We start from the raw sequence: 20,782 nt of genomic DNA on the forward strand, positions 1-20,782 counted from the left end.
CTTCCAGTAGGTGAGCGGGGCGCGTCGGTCCGCCGAGGTGGGATCGCGACGCGCGCCGCCCACCTCTTCCTTGCCTGGGTGTCACGCTGGGAGCGTTGATCAGCCCCGATCCGGGAGTTCAGCAACCCAGCGGGCGATCTGCTTGCGGCTGGTGAACTTCAGTTTCGCCAGAATGTGCGCAACGTGCGTTTCGGCCGTACGTGGCGAGATCACCAAGACGTCTGCGATCTGCCTGTCTGTGAGACCTTTTCGCACCAACTCGGCGATCTCGACCTCCCGTGGCGTGAGGTCGGTCTGGCTCGACTCCCCACCGGTCCTCTTGGCGGAGGTCGTGACGTCGTTCAATGCCAGTTCGATCGCTGCGTCGTGATCGAGCAGGTGTCCCTGAGCAGTCGCCCTTGCGAGGGTCTCCCGACTCAGCTTGGCCGCCACTCCGGAGACGCACGCCTGATGCGGAATGTCCAAGCCGGGCAGGACGACGGTTGATGTCTCGACCCGGTCCCACTCGTTCTGGGCTGCCCCGAGCAGTTTCGCGGCCCGTTCAGGGTCTGTCTCGGCGAAGGTCCAGGCGCTGAGTTCGAGCCCTACCGCCATTCCGAGCCGGTCGGTGATTGATCGCGTCAAGGGGAGGCTGACCCGCAACAGGGCCTTCGCCTCTTCGACATCTCCGCGCATCCAATGGGCCAGTGCTGCTTCCCACAGGATCCACGAGCGTTGCCAGGTCTCGCCGGCTGCCTCCGTGATGGTGTGGCCGACGCGGTAACACTCGAGCGCTCCATCGATGTCGTCCAGGACGATTCGGTTCAATGCGAGGAGGCTGCTGCTCAGCGCCAGTTCTGAGCCCTTGCCCGTCGCCCGGAACGCCCGAACGGCCTCGTCCAACAGCGGGTCGGCTCGTGCATAGTCGAAGGAGAACAGGGCGACCAGACCTTCAGCCTGCTTGAGCAGCGCCTGAGCCTCGTCGTCCAACTGGCTCGCAAGAAGCTTGGCCTCGGATAGGTGGATGTCGGCGGTATCCATGTCGCCCTGGATCGACGCCAACCAGCAGGCTGCGCGGAGGCCCGTGAACCTGATGGCCGGGTCGCTTGAAGGGGCAGCGAGCAGCCGCTCGATGAGCCTGCGGTTCTGGCGGACCTGACCCTCGATGAGGCCAAACTCCATGAGTGGCGCCACCGTCATGATGCCGATGTCAGTGTCAGGCGCCGAGGACGCGCACTGCTCAATCGCCTCCCGGATGTTCGAGCTCTCCCTCCTGAGGCGATGGATCCAGTCTCGCTGGCGTTCGCTCATCCACGCCTGACGGGCACGCTGGACCAGATCGGCGTAGAAGGTCAGGTACTTGCGCCGGAGTTCCTCCTCATTGCCGATACTTTCCAACTTGAGAAGTCCGCGATGTCTGATCGGGGAAAGCATCCGGAAGCGACTCGAAGATTCGTACCGAACCGTGATCAGGATCGACTTCTCAATGAGTGACGCCAAGGTGTCGGTGACCGGCCGAAGATCGGCGGGGTCTGAGCACACAGCCTTGGCAGCGTCCAGTTCAAATCCGTCCGGGAAGACGGATGCCTTGGCCCAGAGTTCCTGCTCCGCGGGCGTGCACAGGTCGAAACTCCATTCGATGCATGCCGCCATGGTGCTCTGTCGGTGAGGAGCGGTGCGGCTTCCGCGGCTGAGCAGCTCCCACTGGCTTGAAAGCTGTTGATCGAGCTCAGCGGGGGAGAGCGTGGTGAGTCGGGCGACGGCGAGCTCGATGGCGAGAGGGATACCTTCGAGTTTCCGACACACCGCAGCCACCGAGGAGGCGTTCTGATCGGTGAGCTCGAAGTCCGGAGACACGGCTCGTGCCCGATCCACGAAAAGCCGGATTGCTTCGAACCTCTCGACAGTCGACGGATCCAGCGCATCTGGGCTTGGCAGACTCAGGGAGGCAACGGGGTAGATGGCCTCGCCATCAATTCGCAACGCTTCGCGGCTTGTCGCGAGAATGTGGAGGTCAGGACATTGGCGAAGCAGCACCTCTGCGACCGTCGCCGACGCGTCGATGAGGTGCTCGCAGTTGTCGAGAAGAAGCAGCGAGGAACGGGTCTTGAGGTAGTCAATGACTGCCTGGATGGCTGGTTGCGACGAGCGCTCGAGCAGACCCAGGGTCGCAGCGATCATGTCCGGGACGCTGTTGGGGTCGCTCGCAGCACCCAGGGCGACGAAGTGGACCCCGTCGACGTAGGTGTCCTTCAGGTCAGCCGCCGCGCGGAATGCGAGGCGCGTCTTCCCGATTCCGCCGAAGCCGGTCAGCGTAAGCAACCGCGATCCAACCAACAGTTCACTTACGCGCGCCAGATCTGACTCGCGGCCAACGAAGCTGGTCAGTTCCGCAGGCAGCGAGTAGCCCGCCCGTCGACCCGCGGTCGACTCCCACATGTGTCGCATCCCCTGCAGTCTAATAGGTAACATTGTTTAAATATCCAGACCGGGCTCGTCGCAATTTCCCGGGCTGACCTTCCACTGTCTGCTCTCCTCCGCAGGGGGCGACGAGATGCTCCAAGTCCGACGCACCAAGGCCTCCGAGGGGTGCAAGTGATCGTGGGCCGGGAGAATCGCGAAGCCCTCCCCCGCGCTGCTTGAGCCGGTTCGTATTCTTCCGGCCTTTCGGTCCCGGTGGTCCCGCTGGGGTACGTACGTACACGTAATTCATGTGGCGCGCGTTACAAATCAGTACCGGGTTCGACCTCAGGTTCGTTGACATGAATCCGGGTCCAGATGACAGTTCTCTTACGCCGTAAGCGGCCCGGAAGACGGCCTGAAGCAGATCCAGAGACTCTGCGGAACTCATGCGGACTTCGATGGCCCGGACCCTGGCAGCTCCCCACAGGAAGCCGCTGCGGAACAGCCGTCCGAAGAGCAGGACGGCCGGCTCAGGTCGTCGCCGCTGGATGCGGAACCTGCCACCAATGGCCGACCGCAGCTGGCTGACGACGGCCCCAGGGGCCCGGATGGGGTCCTGTCCTGCCCGCGGCCCTACTGACCGCTGCCGGACCGGGCGACGCAGAGCAATGCTCTACCAAAGAGAGGCACAGGAATGCACAACCGGAACGAAATCTACGTCAATGGCGCCTGGGTTCGTCCCCACGGCACAGACAGGCTCGAGGTGATCAACTCCGCGACCGAAGAGGTTATCGGCACGATCCCCGACTGCAACCCGGTAGACGTGGATGCCGCGGTCGCCGCGGCACGCGCCGCGTTCGACTCCTGGTCCACGACGCCGGTTGCTGATCGCGTCAAGTGCCTCAACCTGATCGCTGAGGGGCTCGCCGCCCGCGGCGAGACGTTGGGTGACCTGCTCTCAGCAGAAGTCGGCATGCCCGTACTCATGGCCCGGCAGATCCAGGTCGGCTTCGCGTCGGCGATCTTTGCCGCTACGGCCTCGGTCCTGGAAAACTACGAAGCCGAACAGACGTTGGGGAAATCGCTGATCGTTCGCGAGCCTGTCGGCGTCGTTGCTGCCATCACCCCTTGGAACTTCCCTCTCCAGCAGAGTTCCGCCAAGGTCGCACTGGCCTTGGCTGCTGGGTGCACCGTCGTGCTCAAGCCGAGCGAGATCACACCGTTGGGCGTCTGCGTCCTCGCCGAGGTCATTGACGAAGTCGGCCTGCCGCCGGGTGTCTTCAACCTGGTCCTCGGCTCAGGGCCGGGGGTGGGAGAAGCACTCGTGGCGCATCCCGACGTCGACATGGTGACGTTCACCGGATCTACCCGGGCCGGCAAGCGTGTTCAGCAGCTGGCTGCGGAGACGGTGAAGCGGGTGACGCTCGAACTTGGCGGCAAGAGCCCCAACGTGCTCCTCGAGGACGCTGATCTTCCTGCGGCGGTGACGAACGCGGTCCACAAGGCCTACTTCAACTCGGGGCAGACGTGCTCCGCATTGACCCGGCTGATTGTGCCGCGGTCCAGGCTTGCCGAGGTCGAGGAGCTTGCCAAGCAGGTGGCCGAGTCGATCCCCATGGGTGACCCGACGTCGGAGACGTCTGTTCTGGGCCCCCTGGTCTCCGACCTCCAGCGTGAACGGGTTCGCGGATACATCCGAACGGGGATCGAGGAGGGCGCGAAGCTCATCACCGGTGGCCCGGAGGCGCCAGAAGGCCTGGAACGTGGTTACTACGTCCGCGCCACCATCTTCTCGGAGGTCACCACTGCGATGACCATCCACAAGGAGGAGATCTTCGGGCCGGTTCTGGCGATCGAGCCGTACGACACGGAGGCGGAAGCGATCGAGATCGCCAACGACACGATCTACGGACTCGCGGGGGCAGTCTGGTCAGCCGACCGTGCCCGTGCGATCGCTGTCGCCCGCAAGATCCGTGCCGGCCAGATCGAGGTGAACGGCGGTGACTTCAACCTGATCGCCCCCTTCGGTGGCTACAAGCAGTCGGGCAACGGTCGTGAGAACGGCTCGATCGGTCTTGAGGAGTTCTTCGAGATCAAGTCGCTGCAGCTCTAGCGGAACCTCAGGCCTTCTCCGAGCGCGGGTCGGGACGGCCCGCCTCTCTCACATTCTTCAAGCGAACCTTTAGGAGCATCATGCAGAGCAGAGCAGCCGTCATGTGGGAAAGCGGCAATCAGTGGAGCGTCGAGGACATCGAACTGGATCCCCCGAAGCGCGGTGAGGTGATGGTCCGCATCGTGGGTTCCGGACTGTGCCACTCCGAAGAGCACGTCGTAACGGGGGACCTTCCGTTCGCGCTCCCGATGATTGGCGGGCACGAAGGTGCCGGCGTGGTCGAGGCGGTCGGTCCGGATGTCGACACGCTCACGCCGGGCGACCACGTGGTGTTTAGCTTCCTGCCGTCTTGTGGGCGTTGTCCCTCCTGTGCGACGGGGCACGCCAACCTCTGTGACCTCGGTGCGCAACTCGGCGCCGGCCGCCAGATCCTCGACGGCACGTCGCGCCACCACGCTCGAGGCACTGATCTTGGACTGATGTGCCTGGTCGGCGCCTTCGCCGAGCACACCGTCGTGAACGAAGCCAGTTGCGTCAAGATCGACCCGGATGTGCCGCTGGACAAGGCGTGCCTCCTCGGGTGCGGAGTCGTGACAGGTTGGGGCTCTGCCGTGTACGCGGGTGGGGTGAAGCCCGGCGACACCGTCGCGGTGATCGGCGTCGGCGGAATCGGGATCAACGCAGTCCAGGGTGCGGCCATGGCTGGTGCATCCCAGGTGTTCGCGATCGACCCGGTTGCCTTCAAGCTGGATCAGGCCAAGGTGTTCGGTGCCACCCACACGAGCCCGTCCGTTGAGGAGGCCGCCGAGATCATCGGTCAGGCGACGGCCGGCCGCATGGCTGACAAGGTGATCATGACGATGGGCGTCGGAAGCGGCGAGATGGTCGGCGCGGCACTCGCCATGACCGCGAAGCGGGGTCGGGTGGTCGTGACGAACATCCATCCTGCCGCCGAGATGCAGTTCACGATGAGCGGACTGGATCTGACGCTCATGGAGAAGGAGATCGTCGGGTGCCTGTTCGGGTCCGCCAGCGCCCGGGTGGTCATCCCGCAACTTCTCGACTACTACGCCCGCGGCCAACTGAAGTTGGACGAGTTGGTAACGCGGACCTACGCCCTCGATGACGTGAACCAAGGATACGAAGATCTCCGGCAGGGCAAGAACCTGCGCGGCGTCATCACCTTCTGAAGCCCGTGCACAGGGGCGAGTGGGCGGGACGCGCTCTCGGCGCGCAACCCGACCCCTGCCTGCTAGAGAGGAGCAATCGTGACGTTCGTCATCGACCGTGGATGCTGCAAGGATGCGGCATGCATCCCCGTGTGTCCGGTCCAGTGCATCCGGCCGCGGCCGGAGGACCCGGACTTCACCACGGCCGAGCAGCTCTACATCGATCCGGCTGTCTGCATCGATTGCGGCGTCTGCATGAACGAATGTCCGGTCGACGCCATCAATTCAGAGTGGGACCTGCCCGACGGTCTCGAGGACTACCTCGACATCAACGCCGGCTACTTCGAGGCCAACCCGATCACCAAGAGCGAGCCGCCCAAGCCGGTCCGCCGTGAGCTCGATGCAGCACATCTGGCGCTGAATGTCGCGATTGTCGGGTCAGGTCCGGCTGCGTGCTACGCGGCTGCCGAACTTGCACGGATCAGCAACGTCAAGGTGTCGGTGTTCGACAGGTTGCCGACGCCGTTCGGGCTCGTCCGGAGCGGGGTCGCACCTGACCATTCCAAGACCAAGCGAGTCGCCGAGCGATTCAACGCTGTCCTCGGCCTGCCGAACGTGCGTTGCTTCTTCAATGTCGAGGTCGGGAATGACGTCTCGATCGAGGAGTTGCTTGAACACCATCACGCGGTGCTCTGGGCAGGAGGCGCTGATGACGACCGAAGCCTGGGAATCCCGGGGGAGGACCTGGCTGGGTGCCACTCGGGGCGCGAGTTCGTGGCTTGGTACAACGGGCATCCGGACCATGCGAACCATCGGTTCCAGCTCGACGGCGAGCGCGTGGTCGTGATCGGGAACGGCAACGTGGCCCTGGACGTTGCACGGATCCTCGCTCAACCCGTCGACATGCTGGTCAAGACCGACATCGCTCTGCACAGCATCGACGCGCTCACTCGCAGCAACGTCGTGGACGTGGTCGTTGCTGCACGCCGTGGGCCGGAGCATGCCGCCTACACGACCGGCGAGCTGCTTGCTCTGGATCGCATCGAGCGGGTGGCGCTGCTGGCGCAGGCCGACGAGGTTGGCGGTGCGCCGACAGACCCGCGCTCCAACGACGAACACCGAGCCGCGGCTGTCGCGGCGGCGGCCGTGCGTAGTCCGGCCGAAGAGGACCGTACGATCACGCTCCGATATGGGTTGTCGCCGGTTTCGATCAACGGCACCGATGCGGTGGAGTCGGTCACCTTCTCCCGCGGCAACGGTGAGCTCGAGACCATAGCAACCTCCTTGGTCCTGCGAGCCGTCGGCTATCGCGGCCGCGCTGTCGCGGGACTGCCTTTCGACGAGGTCGCCGGTACGTTCCCGCATCGAGGGGGCAGCATCTACGACCCGCAATCGGGAGAGGATGTCGCCGGCCTGTACTGCACCGGATGGATCAAGCGGGGCGCCAACGGAATGATCGGCAGCAACAAGGTTGATGCCGTGGAGACCGTCGAATCGATCCTCACTGACCTTGCCAGCGGTCGGCTTCCAGACCCGATTCACGATCTCGAGCACTTGCAGAGGCTCCTGGCCGAGAGGCAGCCCGACGTCGTCGACAAGGCCGGCTGGGCGCGCATCGACAAGAGCGAACGCCGGCTGGGTCGGGAAGCCGGTCGGAATCGAACAAAGTTTGTCAGTACGGCTGATCTGCTGGCGTCTTCGCGTCTGTGATCGGTGCCTTGCTGTCCCCAAATGAAAGGAATGTCATGACGCAGTCCGAGGTAGTGCCGACGGTTTCCGACCTGGCCCGCAACTTCGACCACACCAACCCCCATATGGCCGACCAATTGTACGAGGTCATGAGCGAGATGCGTGAGCAGTGCCCGGTGGCGCGCAGCGAGGCCCTGGGTGGCTTCTGGGCCGTCTCCCGTTACGAGGACGTCAAGGCGGTCGCGCTGGACACCGACCGCTATAAGTCCGAGCCCAACGGCGACCACATCCCGCGAGTTCGGGGCCAGCACAATCAGATTCCCAACGAGATCGACGCTCCGCGGCACCCCAAGTTCCGTCGCTTCCTTCTCAGTCACTTCAACCCCAAGGCCATGGCTCCGTGGCGTGCAACCATCGAGCAGATCACCCGTGACACGCTCGCGCCTCATCTGGCCAAGGGTGAGCTCGATCTCGTCGCTGACTTCAGCGTGCCCGTACCTGCGATCGCGCTCGGGATGCTCCTCGGGCTTCCCGAAGCGGACTGGCCGCGATTCGAGCACCTGAGCAGCTCAGTCCTTCAGCTCGCCGCTCAGGGCGACATGGAGGCTGTCATGAGAGTCGCAGGGGAGATCGACGGCTATCTCCGCGAGGCCGTGATGAGTCGCCGCGGCAAGGAGGGCGACGACCTCCTGACGAAGGTCGCCAACGTGGAGATCGACGGCGAGCTCCTCGAGGAGCAGGAGCTCGCGGGCATTTGCTCGACGCTGCTTCAGGCCGGGCACCCGACGACGATCTCGGCCGCGAAGAACATCTTCGCGATCCTCGCCACGGATGCTGAGCTGCGCAAGCAGTTGATCGCGGATCCGTCGCTCATTCCCAGCGCGGTTGAGGAGAGCCTTCGGTTCGACGCACCGGTGACGTGCCTGTCGCGAACCGTTGACGGCGACGCGAAGCTGGGTGACGCGGAGGTGAGTGATGGTGACATCGTCCTCATGCTCTGGGGCTCCGCGAACCGCGACGACTCTGTGTTTGAGCGTCCCGATGAGTTCGTCCTCGAACGGCCGAACATCAACCACCACTTGACGTTCGGCGCCGGCGTCCACCGTTGCGTGGGAGAGCACTTCGCTCGACTGGAATTGAACGCGATGGTTGAGACGGTGCTGCGTGAGATCCCCGACTTCGAGCTGGTGGAGGGCACCGAGATCCAGCGGATGCCGGGCATCACTCGCGAGATCGTGGCGCTGCCAGTGACATTCAAGGCGCACTAGGCGTCGCGATCGCGAAATGAGCCAGGACCTTGCCGGTGGGTCTATTCGGTCGTCGCAACACCTCGAGTTCGGGGAGTTGCGACGACCGCGCGCAGGTTCAGTGGCAATGCCTATCAGGCAGCGGGATACGTCAGGAGACGTTCTCCAGGACGACCGCGAGCCCTTGGCCGACACCGATGCAGATGGCCGCGACTCCCCAGCGATCTCCGGACTCGACCAGCCGCTTGGCGAGGGTGCCGAGCACGCGCCCGCCGGAAGCGCCGAGCGGGTGGCCAATGGCGATCGCTCCCCCCTTGGCATTGACGATCTCCGGGTTGACACCCCACTGATCGATGCATGCCAGGGATTGGACGGCAAATGCCTCATTCAGCTCAACAGCCGCGACGTCGGACCACGTGATGCCCGCTCGCTTCAGAGCGCGCTCGGCTGCGAGGACCGGAGCGATGCCGAACATCGGCGGTTCGTTGGCTGCGACACCACGCCCTGCGATCCGTGCCAGCGGAGCGCGCCCGATCGCGGCTGAAGCAGCTTCGCTCCCGATGAGCAAGGCCGAGGCGCCATCGTTGAGCGGCGAGGCGTTCCCTGCGGTGATGGTGCCAGTCTCGCGGAATGAGGGCTTGAGCGCGGACAACGTCGACTCCGTCGTTGCGGGGCGAATGCTCTCGTCCCGGTCGAGATCCACGCCTGGGACTAGCGCAACGAGGTCGTCATAGAAGCCAGCGTCCCAAGCGGCTGCAGCTCGCTGGTGCGACGCGGCCGCAAACTCGTCCTGCCGGTCCCGCGAGATTCCCGTCTGGTCTGCCAGACGTTCGTTGCACTCGCCCAGCGAGGCTGTCCACTCAGCAGGCATGGATGGATTGACGAGCCGCCAGCCAATCGTGGTCGATGGTGCCAGAAGGTCACCGGCCGGGAACGCACGTACCGGCTTCGGGAGGACCCAAGGAGCACGGGTCATTGACTCCACACCGCCGGCCAGGGCAATGTCCGCGTCGCCGGTTTCAATCAGCCGCGAAGCGTGGATGGCGGCATCAAGGGATGAACCACACAGGCGGTTGACCGTGGTCGCAGGAACCTCAGTGGGGACACCGGCAAGCAGGGCTGCCATCCGTCCGACGTTCCGGTTGTCTTCTCCGGCCTGGTTCGCGCAGCCCCACACCACCTCCCCGATGGAGCCTCCGTGGAGGCCCGGGGTGGTCTCCAGGAGTGCTGAGATGGCGTGCGCCGCGAGGTCGTCCGGTCGGACAGCGCTCAAGGCCCCACCGAATCGTCCAAAGGGGGTTCGGATCGACGAGTAGAGAAAGGAGGTAGTCGAGGGCATGATAAAAAGGTAGATTATATTACCTATAATGGCAATGCAATGCCATGGCATGGGTGGGACGAGTAATGGCTCATCCGCCTACAAGGAGGTCAGCATGAGTGATTCCGTCGATCCGGCCCGCCGCGCCGCGGGCAAGGAGATCTGGGCCCGAGTGATGGGAACCGACCCCGGAGACCCGGGCGATCCACTCCGGGAGGCGACCATCGACTTCGTCGCTGCTGAGGTGTACTCCCGTCCCGGGCTGAGCTTTCGGGATCGACGCCTCATCAGCCTGACCGCTGCCGCCGGAGTCGGCGCTATTGGTGCGATCAGGGCGCATCTGCGTGCGGCAATCGAGAGTGGGGACCTGTCGCCTGACGAGCTGCGTGAGTTCGTGCTGCAGTTCGCGGTGTACCAGGGCTGGCCACGAGCCTCAGTCGTGAATCAGGCTCTCCGAGAGGTTATTGCCGAAAGGGAAGGCGTCCCGTAGGGCATGCCACGAGACGCCTCCGCAGGGTTGTGTCAGATGACTCTGACGTCCGGACCCATGATCGCCTGCATGTCGGCCTTTCGGGCGCTGTCGACGACCTCGATGACGCCTCCGCCCGGCATCTCGATGTAGATGAAACCTAACGGTGTTCCGTCCGGGTGCACGCGTCGCGTCACGATTCGTCCGCCCTGCTCGACGATCGCGGCCACCTCGGATTCGGGGTGCTCGCACCAGGCGCCCACGTGGTTGAGACCGAGTTGGTCCCACGGTGTTTCGGTTCGCTGGATCAGCTCGATGTAGGGACGATGTGCCGTGGAGAACGAGACCTGCAACGTGCGCTGGGCGACCTCGCCGTCCAGGGCGACGTTCAACTCAACGGTGCTCGGCTCGGTGAACTCGAGTCCCATCGTGCGTTTGAAGGCTTCCCGGGACTTCTCGAGGGACTCCACCACGATCGCGACGTGGAAGTAGTTGGCGTCCATCTCAAGCGCCCTTGCTCTGGGCATTCCGGATCAACTGGCGCGCGATGACGAGCTGCTGGATCTGGCTCGTGCCTTCGTAGATCCGGAACAGGCGCACGTCTCGGTAGAACCGCTCGACGGCGACGCCGCGCATGTAGCCCGAACCTCCATGGATCTGGACGGCACGGTCAGCGATCCGCCCGACCGCCTCTGACGCGAAGTACTTCGCGCACGCAGGACCCATCTTCTTGTCGGTTCCATCGTCATAGGCAGCGGCCGCCTGGAGTACGAGAGCGCGTGCCGCCATGAGCTCCGTCTGCGAGTCCGCGATGAGTGCCTGGATCAGTTGGTGCTCCGCGATAACCGACCCGCCCTGGTGCCGGGTCGTCGCCCACTCGACCGATTCGTCGACCAAGCGCTGCGACAGGCCGACGCAAAGCGCCGCGATGTGAAGGCGGCCGTGAGCGAGGCACCGCATGGCCGTTGTGTATCCACGACCTTCCTCGCCGATCAGGTCGCTCGCCGGTACGCGGACGTTGTCCAGCATGACGTCCGCCGTCAATGCGCCCGACTGGCCCATCTTGCTGTCAGGGGGGCCGACAGTGAGACCGGGGGTGTCGACAGGAACGTAGAATACGGAGATGCCCTTGCTGGCGGGCACGTCTGGCGTGGTCCGGGCAAACACCATGATCACCTCCGCCACCGGGGCATTCGTGATGAACCGCTTCGTGCCATTGATGATCCAGTGGTCGCCGTCCCGGACCGCCGTGGTCTTGAGAACACTCGGGTCAGAACCCGCGTCCTCCTCGGTGAGGCCGAACGCCGCGATCCACTCTCCGCTGGCGAGCCGCGGGAGGTAGCGCTGCTTCTGCTCCTCCGTTCCGCCCTCGAGCAGCACATGCCCCGCAATGCCGTTGTTGGTTCCGAACATCGAGCGGAACGCCGGACTGGTGTAGCCCAGCTCGAAGACGAGCTGCGCCTCGCCGTGCATCGTGAGTCCGAGGCCGCCGTACTCCTCCGGAATGGCGAACCCGAAGAAGCCCATGTCGGCAGCCTGAGCGCGGAGCGTTTCCGGGATTGCGTTCTTCTCGTCGATCTCTGGCTCGGCGGGCACTGCCACCTCTCGAATGAAGCGGCGCGCTTCGCTCAGGATTGCATTCAGATCTGCCTGGTCCATGTGTTGCTCCTGGGTTGGGCCTTGTCTTCGGGGAAGGTGAAATCACATGCTGCGGCCGCCGTGGACCTCGAGCGTGCAACCGGTCATATAGGCCGAAAGGTCACTCGCGAGAAAGAGGACGGCGTTGGCGATGTCGACTGGCTCGCCGATCCGGCCGAGCGGGATCTGTGACACGCCGGCCGCGAGAACGTCCGGAGGCATCGCGTCGGTCATCGCAGTCCGGATCAGGCCGGGTTGCACGGCGTTGACGCGCACTCCATAGCGGGCGGCCTCCTTCGCGGAAGCCTTCGTGAGACCAATGAGCCCGGCCTTGGCCGCGCTGTAATTGGTCTGGCCGACGTTGCCGACCTTGCCTGACATCGACGAGATGTTGACAATCGATCCACCATGACCCTGGTCGCGCATCTGTTGCGCTGCGAACTTGGTGCCGAGCCAGGCCCCTGTCATGTGCACGTCTACCACGGTTCGGAAGTCCGCCAGCGACATCTTGCGCATCACGCTGTCCCGCGTGATACCTGCGTTGTTGACGATGACATCGATCTTTCCGAACGTGGATACGCAATGCTGGATGAGCGCCTCGACAGCATCCTCATCGGTGACGTTGGCTGCCTTGGCGCACACAGAGAGGCCGCTATCGCGCAGCCGAGTTTCCGCGTCCTTGAGCGCGGCCTCGTCAATGTCGCTGATGACGACACTCGCGCCTTCGGCGGCGAGGCGTTCAGCCATTGCTAAGCCCAGGCCGCGGGCAGATCCGGTGACAACCACAGAGCGTTCTTCCAGAAGTCCCATATGAGTTCAGCTTTCCCTTCGAGTATGAATTGGCGTAGTGCTTGGAGGGGGTCGTGTTGATGCGTCCCGTTGGCGGCGTGCGGTCGGTCAGTAACTGCGCAGGCCCATGGACCGCGCGATCCCGTTGAGCTGGATCTCGCTCGTGCCGCCGGAGATGGTGGCCACGATCGACTCACGCCAACGGAAGCTCATGACGCTCTCGGTGGAGAACCCGTGGCCAGCGAGCACCTGCATGCCGAGCCGGGCGGCGGCGACATATGTCTCTGATCCCTTGTACTTGGCCATCGCTGCCTCCCGCGAGCAGGGGATTCCTGCCGACACCATCCAGGCAGCGCGGCGGGCCAGAAGGCGAGCGGCGTCGATGTCGACCTGCAGTGCAGCCATCCGGTGGGCCAGTGCCTGAAAATTGCCGATCTGCCTGCCGAACTGGGTGCGCTGCTTCGAGTAGGCGAGCATTTCATCGAGCGTCGCCTGCGCGACCCCGACGTAGGCACCGCTCATCATCGCCCGCTCGAGTTCGAGGTTCGTCAGCATCACCTTCCAGCCGCCGTCGAGGGGACCGATCAGGTTGTCGACGGGAACACGCACATCGGAGAGGTAGAGCTCGTAGGTGCCGAGGATGTGGCGCGCCAAGGTCGGCGTCTGGTGCATTTCGACACCCGGCGACGAAGGGTCGACAAGGATGGCGCTGATGCCATCGTGCTTCTTGTCGCCCTCGCCGGTTCGTACGTACATGACGATCTGGGTGCCCGGGAGCCCGGCACCCGTGCACCACATCTTCTGACCGTTGAGGACGAAGTCGCCACCATCGCGCTCCGCTCGCGTTCGTAGCGCAGCGACGTCCGACCCGCTGTCGGGTTCGCTCATCGACACGGCAAACCTGATCTTGCCGTCGAAGGCCTCTTGAGCAAGGAGCTCACGGTGCGCATCGGTCCCGTGCTCGAAGACACAAAGGCTGTTGATGATTGTCCCGGTGAAGCACATCGACACGTCCAGGCTGGCCCGGCCAAGCTCCTCGGCGAGAATCGCAAGTTCGATGGCACCGCCTCCGCCACCGCCTGCTTCAACGGGGAAGGGGATGCCGAGCCACTCCATGTCGGCGAATCCCTTGAAAAGTTCGGGAGGCAGCGTGCCTTGCTCGTCCCACTCCTTCGCGCGTTCGGGTGGGCAGACGGAAGAGACGAACTCGCGAGCAACCTGCTCGAGGGCTTTCTGCTCGGGGGTATAGCCGAAGTCCACGGCATTTGCTCCTTCGGGAGATCGCACGCGGTCCAGGTCCAACTGACCCGGAACTTCGCGGCACTAGTAGTTACAACTACAGAATGATATAACTACTTCGCAGAGAAGTTCTAGAGCCAGTGACAGTCGGTCCAGAAGGAAGTCCCTCCCCAACATGAACGCATACAGCCAGTTCGACGGCCTCGGTACCGAGCTCGACGAGAGCGGTGTCCTCACCATTACCTTCGACGCACCGGGGCTCAATGCAGTGACGCCCGAAGTGCATGGCCAGATAGCGGACATCTGGCCCGTCATCGATCGGGATCCGGATGTTCGGGTCGTCGTGGTTCAGGGCGCGGGCAAGGGATTCTCCTCCGGCGGCAGTTTTGAACTGCTCAAGGGGATGATCGATGACTACGACATGCGCGCGCGGACCATGCGCGAAGCACGCGACCTGGTCTACAACGTGATCAACTGCAGCAAGCCGATCATCTCGGCGATCCACGGCCCCGCGGTAGGTGCAGGACTCGTGGTAGCGATGCTGGCGGACATCTCGATTGCTGGCCGCAAGGCCAAGATCATCGACGGCCACACCCGCCTCGGAGTGGCGGCTGGTGACCATGCAGCCATCTGCTGGCCCCTTTTCGCGGGAATGGCCAAGGCCAAGTACTACCTGCTGACCTGCGAGCCGTTGAGTGGGGAGGAAGCTGAGCGGATCGGCATGGTGTCGCTGTGTGTCGAAGATGACCAGGTGCACCAGCGCGCTCGCGAGGTTGCCGCCACTCTGGCGGCTGGAGCGCCGACCGCGATCCAGTGGACCAAGTACAGCCTCAACAACTGGTACCGCCATGCGGGCCCGATCTTCGACGCGTCCCTCGGCATGGAGTTCTTCGGCTTTGGCGGACCGGAAGTCCGCGAAGGCCTCGCCGCCCACCTTGAGAAGCGTCAGCCGAAGTTCTAGGCGCGCTCCTGCGCGACATCCCAATCAGAGAGCATGAAGGAGACGAACGACATGGCGAACACTGGACTGGCGGGACGCGTGGTCATGGTGACCGGCGCGGCGGGTGGGATCGGGCGTGCGTTGTGCTCGGCTTTCGCCGAGGAAAACGCACTGGTCGCTGCCTGTGATCTGAATGCCGAAGGCGCCGAGGCGGTAGCCAAGGAGCTTCGTGAACTGGGTGTCCAGGCAATTGGTCAGCAGATCGACGTTGCCAACGGCGACAGCGTACGCGCGGGCGTGGCTGCGATCACGGCAGAGCTCGGCCCGATCGACGTACTCGTCAACAATGCCGGAATCGACAAGATCGAACCGTTCGTCGAGAGCACGGAAGAGACGTGGCGTCGCATCATCGATGTCAACCTCATCGGATCGATCACCTGTGCACGCGAGGTCCTGGATTCCATGATCGACCTCGGTCGAGGGCGGATCATCACCATCTCGTCTGACGCAGGACGCGTCGGATCATCGGGCGAGGTCGTCTATTCCGGCACCAAGGGTGGCGTCATCGCCTTCAGCAAGGCGCTTGCCAGGGAGACGGCGCGCAAGGGGATCACGGTCAACTGTGTATGTCCTGGCCCGACCGACACGTCCCTGCTCAACCAGATCGCCGAACGAAGTCAGAAAATGTACGACGGCCTGGCTCGCGCGGTGCCGATCGGACGGATTGGTCAGCCGGAGGACATCGCCCCTGCCGTTGTGTTCCTGGCCGGCGACGGGGCGAGCTACATCACCGGCCAGACGCTGTCGGTCAGCGGCGGCCTCACGATGAGCTGATTGCCCGGATCTGTTCGCCAAGACCCCCAAGAAGCACGTGTCATGACGCTGGGAATGGATGACGCCATCTCTCAGGATCGTTCACAGAGGAGACCCAATGGAGCTGGTGCTCACCGATGACCAAGAGGAGCTGCGCAGCATCACGCGCAGCTTCCTGGAGAAGGCACTGCCAGAGGAGCGGGTCCGCGAGCTCGCCGACACCGTCGAAGGTTATGACCCTGCAATCTGGACACGGATGGCCCAAGAGCTTGGGCTTCATGGGCTCGCCATCCCGGAGGAGTTCGGCGGGGCGGGCTTCGGACTCGCCGAGCTCGGAGTGGTGCTTGAGGAGCTCGGAGGGAGCCTCTATGGCGGCCCGTTCCTGTCGACGGTGGTGCTGGCGGCTCGCGCGCTCGTTCACAGCGGCGACGTCGGGGCCCAGACCGAGTACCTTCCCCGGATTGCGGCTGGCGAGCTGATCGCCACTCTGGCCGTCACAGAGAAGACCGGGCAGTGGGCCGAAGACGCGGTCGACGCGACGGCCCGCCACGAAAGCGACGGGTTCCGGATCGACGGCACCAAGCAGTTCGTACTGGATGGCGCCTCGGCGGAAGTGCTCCTCGTGGCAGCTCGCACGGATGCGGGACTCTCGCTGTTCCTCGTTGATGCGAAGGCACCGGGGCTGACCGTGGTCTCCGTGCCGACCCTCGACCAGACCCGTAAGCAAGCGCAGGTCGTTCTCTCTGACGTGCCTGCGGTGCTGCTGGGCGTCGAAGGGGAGGGCTGGTCTGTGGTGCGACGGACGCTCGAGGACGCAGGTGCAGCTCTGTCTGCCGAAAGGCTCGGAGCGGCGGAGCGGATCTTCGAGATCACGGTCGCATACGCCAAGGTCCGTGAGCAGTATGGCCGGCCCATCGGCTCGTTCCAGGCGATCAAGCACATGTGTGCGGAGATGATGCTCGAGATCGAGTCCATGCGGTCGGTCGTGCACTACGCGCTGCGGACGGCGGACGAGCAGCCCCAGGCCCTCGGCGAGGCAACCAGCGTCGCCGAGGCATTCACAGCGGAGCACCTGTGCCATGTCGCGGGTGAGTGCATCCAGATCCTCGGCGGGATCGGGGTCACCTGGGAGCATCCGGCCCATCTCTACTTCAAGCGTGCCCAGACCTCGCGTGCGTTCTTCGCCGAGCCGAGTGAGCATCGCGAAAACCTGCTGAATCAGCGAGCAATCTGAACCAGTTGCATTTGTCAGGCCGCCGCGATGGCGGCGTCGTGCCCAAGAGATGAGAATGATGTCCGACAGCAACATTCCCGAGACCATCCCAGGTGCCCTGCTGAGGGCTGCGGAGCGGTGGCCGGATTCTGAAGCCCTTGTAGACGGCGATGTCAGGCTGACCTTCGCAGAATACTGTGACGCCGCTTTCGACACCGCGAGGGCGCTCATCGCGGCTGGTATCAAGCCGGGTGATCGCGTCGGCCTGTGGGCTCCCAACTCGATCGAGTATGCCGCCACGGCCTTCGGTGTCTACTTCGCGGGTGCGGTGCTCGTCCCACTGAACACGCGGTACAAGGCTGCGGAGGCGGCGGACATTCTGCGTCGTTCACGCGCTGCAGCGGTCTTCGCGTTCTCCGATCTGCTCGGTACCGATTACCTCGGTTCCTTGCATGAGAACGGCGTCCTCGATGACGTGGACCTGGCCGTCAACCTCCGGGGTCCTGAGACGGCGTCTGGACTCACGCGGAGCGCGTTCCTGGCTCTGGGAGAGACCGTTTCCCGGGAGACGGTCCTGGAGAGGATCGCGGCCCTCGAGTACGACAGCGTGTCCGACATCCAGTTCACTTCGGGAACGACCGGATGGCCTAAGGGCGCCATGCTCATGCATGGCACCAGCGTGCGCGGCTACACCGAGTACCTGAACTCGGTTTCGATTCGCAATGGCGACCGGGTGCTTGGCGTACCCCCGTACTTCCACATCTACGGCCTGAAAGCGGGCCTTCTCGCCTGCGTGCTGGCCGGAGCTTGTATGTACCCGGTCACCGTCTTCGACATCGTTGAGGTGGGCAAACTCATCGGGGACGAACAGATCACCGTCGTCCAGGGTCCCCCGCCGCTGCACATGGGCCTGCTCGACGACCCGCGGGTCGACCGCAGCCGGCTGAAGTCAATCCGGATCAGCTCGGTCGGGTCTGCAGGATTTGCACCGGAGAACTTTGCCCGGATCCGCGATGAGCTCGGATCGGAGGAGTTGGGCTCGGCGTATGGATTGACGGAGACGCACGGCATCGTGACCCGGAGTTATCCACATGACGACTTCGACACGGTGGCATTCTCGTCCGGCCGTCCGGTTCCAGGTATCGAGGTGAGGATTCTGGACGACAACGGCGCGGAGGCAGCCGCTGGCGAGGCTGGTGAGATCACGGTCAGGGGCTTCACCGTGATGAAGGGGTACTTCGAAGACCCCGAAGCGACCAGAAAAGCGATCGACGAAGAAGGCTGGCTTCACACCGGCGACGTCGGACTCATCGATGACCAAGGGCGCCTCTGCGTTCTGGACCGTCGCACGGACATGTTCCTCGTTGGCGGCTTCAACACCTATCCGGCCGAGATCGAGCGGATCTTGATGACCCACGGTGGACTGGCCGAGGTCGCTGTGGTCGGCGTCCCGGACGAACGGCTCGGCAAGGTCGGCATGGTGTACGCGGTGCGGAAGCCCGACGCCCACCTGGAGGCCGACGAATTGATCGCCTGGGCCCGCGAGAACCTGGCCAACTTCAAGGTCCCGCGCTACGTGGAGTTCCTGGAGCAGCTTCCTCGCAACGCGTCAGGAAAGGTCCAGAAGTTCAAGTTGGCCAGCGAGGACGAGCAGGGCCCCACGCCCAACCTGCCCACCGCCGCCAGCATCTAGATCATCACGAGAGGACACTTGCGTGGAACTCAGTTTGACGGAGGAAGAGGAGCGGTTCGCGGAGCGAGCCCGCACCTGGCTCATGGACAACCTTGCCGGGCGGTTCGCTCATCTGGCGGGTAAGGGCGGCTCGCAGAACGACGAGTTCCACGACGATCGGCGTGCTTGGGAGAAGGCCCTCTTCGAAGCGGGCTGGCAGGGGCTGGGCTGGCCCGAGGAGTTCGGCGGCTCACCAGCGACCCTGAACGAGCGGATCGTCTTTGAGTACGAGTACGCAAAGGCCGGGGCTCCGCACCGCGTCGGCGTCCACGGAATGACCCTGATCGGCCCCACGTTGCTCGCTCACGGGACCGAAAAGCAAAGGGCGCGTTTCCTGCCGCCGATTCTCTCGTGCGAAGAGGAATGGTGTCAGGGGTTCAGCGAGCCGGGTGCCGGATCCGACCTCGCCAGCCTGCGGACGCGGGCGACCCTGGTTGATGACGAATGGGTCATCAATGGGCAGAAGATCTGGACCAGTGGGGCTCACCATGCTGACTGGATGTACATTCTCTGCCGGACGGACCCGGACGCTTCCAAGCACAGGGGCATCACGATGCTCCTCCTTCCGATGGACCAACCCGGCATTGAGATCCGGCCGATCAAGAACATGGCCGGCGGAAGCCACTTCAATGAGGTCTTCTTCACCGACGCTCGGACCAGCAAAGACATGGTTGTGGGGGCGCTCAACGACGGCTGGAACGTTGCCATGACCACGCTGCAGTCCGAGCGCGGAGTCGCGACGCTGAACTATCAGATGGCATTCCAGTCCGAGTTCGACAACATCGTCGAACTGGCCCGCCAGAACGCCAAGGATCGGGATCCACTTCTTCGGCAGAAGCTTGCAGACACCGCCATCGGCCTTCAGGTGATGCAACTCAACACCTTCCGAATGCTGTCCCAGCTGATGCGCACCGGCACCTTGGGCGCCGAGACCTCGCTTCTCAAGCTCTACTGGCCCGACCTGCACAAGTCGATGGGCGAGTTGGCAATGGAGATCGCCGGTCCAGCCGCCCAGTTGGTTGGCGAGGACTACAACCTGAGTCAGTTCCAGCGGTCATGGCTGCTGAGCCGGGCGGAGTCGATCTACGGCGGCTCGCACCAGATCCACTTGAACATCATCAGCGAGCGGCTTCTCGGCATGCCGCGAGAGCCCAAGGTCGCCACTACAGCAGGAAGGAGCTGACGATGACGACCGACGCACCCAGTGCTCCGGGTGAGGGGACGATCCTCGGCGGTACGGACCAGGTCTCCGTGACAGGGGATGCGCACGTGCGTGTCATCACCCTCAATTGCCCGGACAAACTCAATTCCATCGACCAGACGATGCACCATGACCTGGTCGCGATCCTGGCCGAGCTCGAGGATGATGTCGACGTGCGCGCGGTGATCCTCACCGGTGCCGGTGACCGAGCCTTCAGCACGGGGGGGCGCCGCGGGGAGTGGGCTGCGTCGGTCGACGACCGTCGGCGTCGCATGCGCCGGGCTGGCCGATTGTTCGAAGCCCTGGTCTCCCTGCACGTCCCTGTAGTTGCGGCCGTCAACGGTGCCGCCGTCGGTCTGGGAGCCACACTGGTCGCGGCCTGCGACTTGGTCGTCATGTCGGAGAACGCCTTCCTGGCCGATACACACGTGTTGGTGGGCCTCGTTGCCGGAGACGGTGGTGCCGTCGTATGGCCTTTGCACACCGGACTGCTCCGAGCGAAGGAGTATCTCCTGACCGGTGACCGGTTGAGTGCTTCCCAAGCGCTCGAGATCGGCCTCGCGAACCGGGTCGTTGCGCCCGAATCGGTGATGTCGACGTCGCTGGAGTTCGCCAACAAGATGGCCGCCTTGCCTCCGCAGGCAGTCCAGGACACCAAGATGCTCCTCAATCAGCCGCTGCGAGCCGCGAGTGTCGAGCGCCTGCACCTCGGCCTCGCCACCGAGACCATCTCGTTCTTGGCCGGAACGAGTGATGACAACGCTCCCGGGAGCGGCAAGGCCACGTCCTGATCCTTCGGGATCGGTCAATCTGCCCGGCGAAAGTGCGCC

The 20,782-nt window shown here is 64.1% G+C and carries 17 protein-coding genes; 11 read left to right on the plus strand and 6 right to left on the minus strand.

Annotation, left to right across the window (positions count from 1 at the left end):
* Nucleotides 1–99: 99 nt before the first annotated feature.
* Entirely contained in the window at nucleotides 100–2,418 is a 2,319-nt protein-coding gene (locus tag HRC28_RS06040; RefSeq protein ID WP_182379246.1) for a LuxR C-terminal-related transcriptional regulator, read from the minus strand.
* Nucleotides 2,419–3,076: 658 nt separating this feature from the next.
* On the opposite strand from HRC28_RS06040, the gene HRC28_RS06045 reads away from it, so the two are divergent.
* The 4 genes from HRC28_RS06045 to HRC28_RS06060 all read left to right on the plus strand — a co-directional run bounded on the left by HRC28_RS06045 (nucleotide 3,077) and on the right by HRC28_RS06060 (nucleotide 8,621).
* Nucleotides 3,077–4,495, plus strand: coding sequence for an aldehyde dehydrogenase family protein (locus tag HRC28_RS06045; RefSeq protein ID WP_182379247.1), 1,419 nt, complete (start codon nucleotides 3,077–3,079; stop codon nucleotides 4,493–4,495).
* 80 nt (nucleotides 4,496–4,575) lie between these two features.
* Nucleotides 4,576–5,685: an NDMA-dependent alcohol dehydrogenase gene (locus HRC28_RS06050; RefSeq protein WP_182379248.1), complete on the plus strand. Its 1,110-nt coding sequence runs from the start codon at nucleotides 4,576–4,578 to the stop codon at nucleotides 5,683–5,685.
* A 78-nt stretch (nucleotides 5,686–5,763) separates the two neighbouring features.
* A complete protein-coding gene (locus tag HRC28_RS06055) occupies nucleotides 5,764–7,374 on the plus strand; it encodes an FAD-dependent oxidoreductase (protein ID WP_182379249.1) in 1,611 nt (536 codons plus the stop codon).
* Nucleotides 7,375–7,409: 35 nt separating this feature from the next.
* Complete coding sequence (locus HRC28_RS06060; RefSeq protein WP_182379250.1) at nucleotides 7,410–8,621, plus strand: cytochrome P450; 1,212 nt, start codon at nucleotides 7,410–7,412, stop codon at nucleotides 8,619–8,621.
* A gap of 130 nt (nucleotides 8,622–8,751) precedes the next feature.
* Here HRC28_RS06060 and HRC28_RS06065 read toward each other — a convergent pair whose 3' ends face one another.
* Nucleotides 8,752–9,939 (minus strand): thiolase family protein, encoded by a 1,188-nt coding sequence (locus tag HRC28_RS06065; RefSeq protein ID WP_182379251.1) that lies wholly within the window; start codon nucleotides 9,937–9,939, stop codon nucleotides 8,752–8,754.
* A gap of 94 nt (nucleotides 9,940–10,033) precedes the next feature.
* Here HRC28_RS06065 and HRC28_RS06070 point away from each other — a divergent pair, with 94 nt between their 5' ends.
* On the plus strand, nucleotides 10,034–10,408 hold the full coding sequence (locus tag HRC28_RS06070) for a carboxymuconolactone decarboxylase family protein (protein WP_182379252.1): 375 nt from the start codon (nucleotides 10,034–10,036) through the stop codon (nucleotides 10,406–10,408).
* Nucleotides 10,409–10,440: 32 nt separating this feature from the next.
* On the opposite strand, the gene HRC28_RS06075 is transcribed toward HRC28_RS06070, so the two are convergent.
* From HRC28_RS06075 to HRC28_RS06090, 4 genes are all read right to left on the minus strand, one after another.
* Nucleotides 10,441–10,890, minus strand: coding sequence for a VOC family protein (locus HRC28_RS06075; protein WP_182379253.1), 450 nt, complete (start codon nucleotides 10,888–10,890; stop codon nucleotides 10,441–10,443).
* A gap of 1 nt (nucleotide 10,891) precedes the next feature.
* Complete coding sequence (locus tag HRC28_RS06080) at nucleotides 10,892–12,046, minus strand: acyl-CoA dehydrogenase family protein (RefSeq protein ID WP_182379254.1); 1,155 nt, start codon at nucleotides 12,044–12,046, stop codon at nucleotides 10,892–10,894.
* Between the two features lie 42 nt (nucleotides 12,047–12,088).
* The gene (fabG, locus tag HRC28_RS06085) at nucleotides 12,089–12,835 is read right to left on the minus strand and encodes a 3-oxoacyl-ACP reductase FabG (protein ID WP_182379255.1); all 747 of its coding nucleotides are present in this window, start codon (nucleotides 12,833–12,835) and stop codon (nucleotides 12,089–12,091) included.
* Between the two features lie 87 nt (nucleotides 12,836–12,922).
* Nucleotides 12,923–14,074, minus strand: a complete 1,152-nt coding sequence (locus HRC28_RS06090) for an acyl-CoA dehydrogenase family protein (protein WP_182379256.1) — start codon at nucleotides 14,072–14,074, stop codon at nucleotides 12,923–12,925.
* Between the two features lie 154 nt (nucleotides 14,075–14,228).
* Here HRC28_RS06090 and HRC28_RS06095 point away from each other — a divergent pair, with 154 nt between their 5' ends.
* From HRC28_RS06095 to HRC28_RS06120, 6 genes are all read left to right on the plus strand, one after another.
* Nucleotides 14,229–15,014, plus strand: a complete 786-nt coding sequence (locus HRC28_RS06095; RefSeq protein WP_182379257.1) for an enoyl-CoA hydratase/isomerase family protein — start codon at nucleotides 14,229–14,231, stop codon at nucleotides 15,012–15,014.
* Nucleotides 15,015–15,047: 33 nt separating this feature from the next.
* Nucleotides 15,048–15,827, plus strand: a complete 780-nt coding sequence (locus HRC28_RS06100) for a 3-oxoacyl-ACP reductase family protein (RefSeq protein ID WP_237111724.1) — start codon at nucleotides 15,048–15,050, stop codon at nucleotides 15,825–15,827.
* 97 nt (nucleotides 15,828–15,924) lie between these two features.
* Nucleotides 15,925–17,040, plus strand: coding sequence for an acyl-CoA dehydrogenase family protein (locus HRC28_RS06105; RefSeq protein WP_182379258.1), 1,116 nt, complete (start codon nucleotides 15,925–15,927; stop codon nucleotides 17,038–17,040).
* 58 nt (nucleotides 17,041–17,098) lie between these two features.
* Nucleotides 17,099–18,712, plus strand: coding sequence for an AMP-binding protein (locus HRC28_RS06110; RefSeq protein WP_182379259.1), 1,614 nt, complete (start codon nucleotides 17,099–17,101; stop codon nucleotides 18,710–18,712).
* Between the two features lie 22 nt (nucleotides 18,713–18,734).
* Entirely contained in the window at nucleotides 18,735–19,934 is a 1,200-nt protein-coding gene (locus HRC28_RS06115; protein WP_182379260.1) for an acyl-CoA dehydrogenase family protein, read from the plus strand.
* Nucleotides 19,935–19,936: 2 nt separating this feature from the next.
* Nucleotides 19,937–20,743 carry an enoyl-CoA hydratase/isomerase family protein gene (locus HRC28_RS06120; protein ID WP_182379261.1) on the plus strand — a complete coding sequence of 269 codons (807 nt, stop codon included), beginning with the start codon at nucleotides 19,937–19,939 and terminating at the stop codon, nucleotides 20,741–20,743.
* Nucleotides 20,744–20,782: the final 39 nt, after the last annotated feature.

The organism is Nocardioides sp. WS12 (assembly GCF_014108865.1).
GTDB lineage: Bacteria > Actinomycetota > Actinomycetes > Propionibacteriales > Nocardioidaceae > Nocardioides.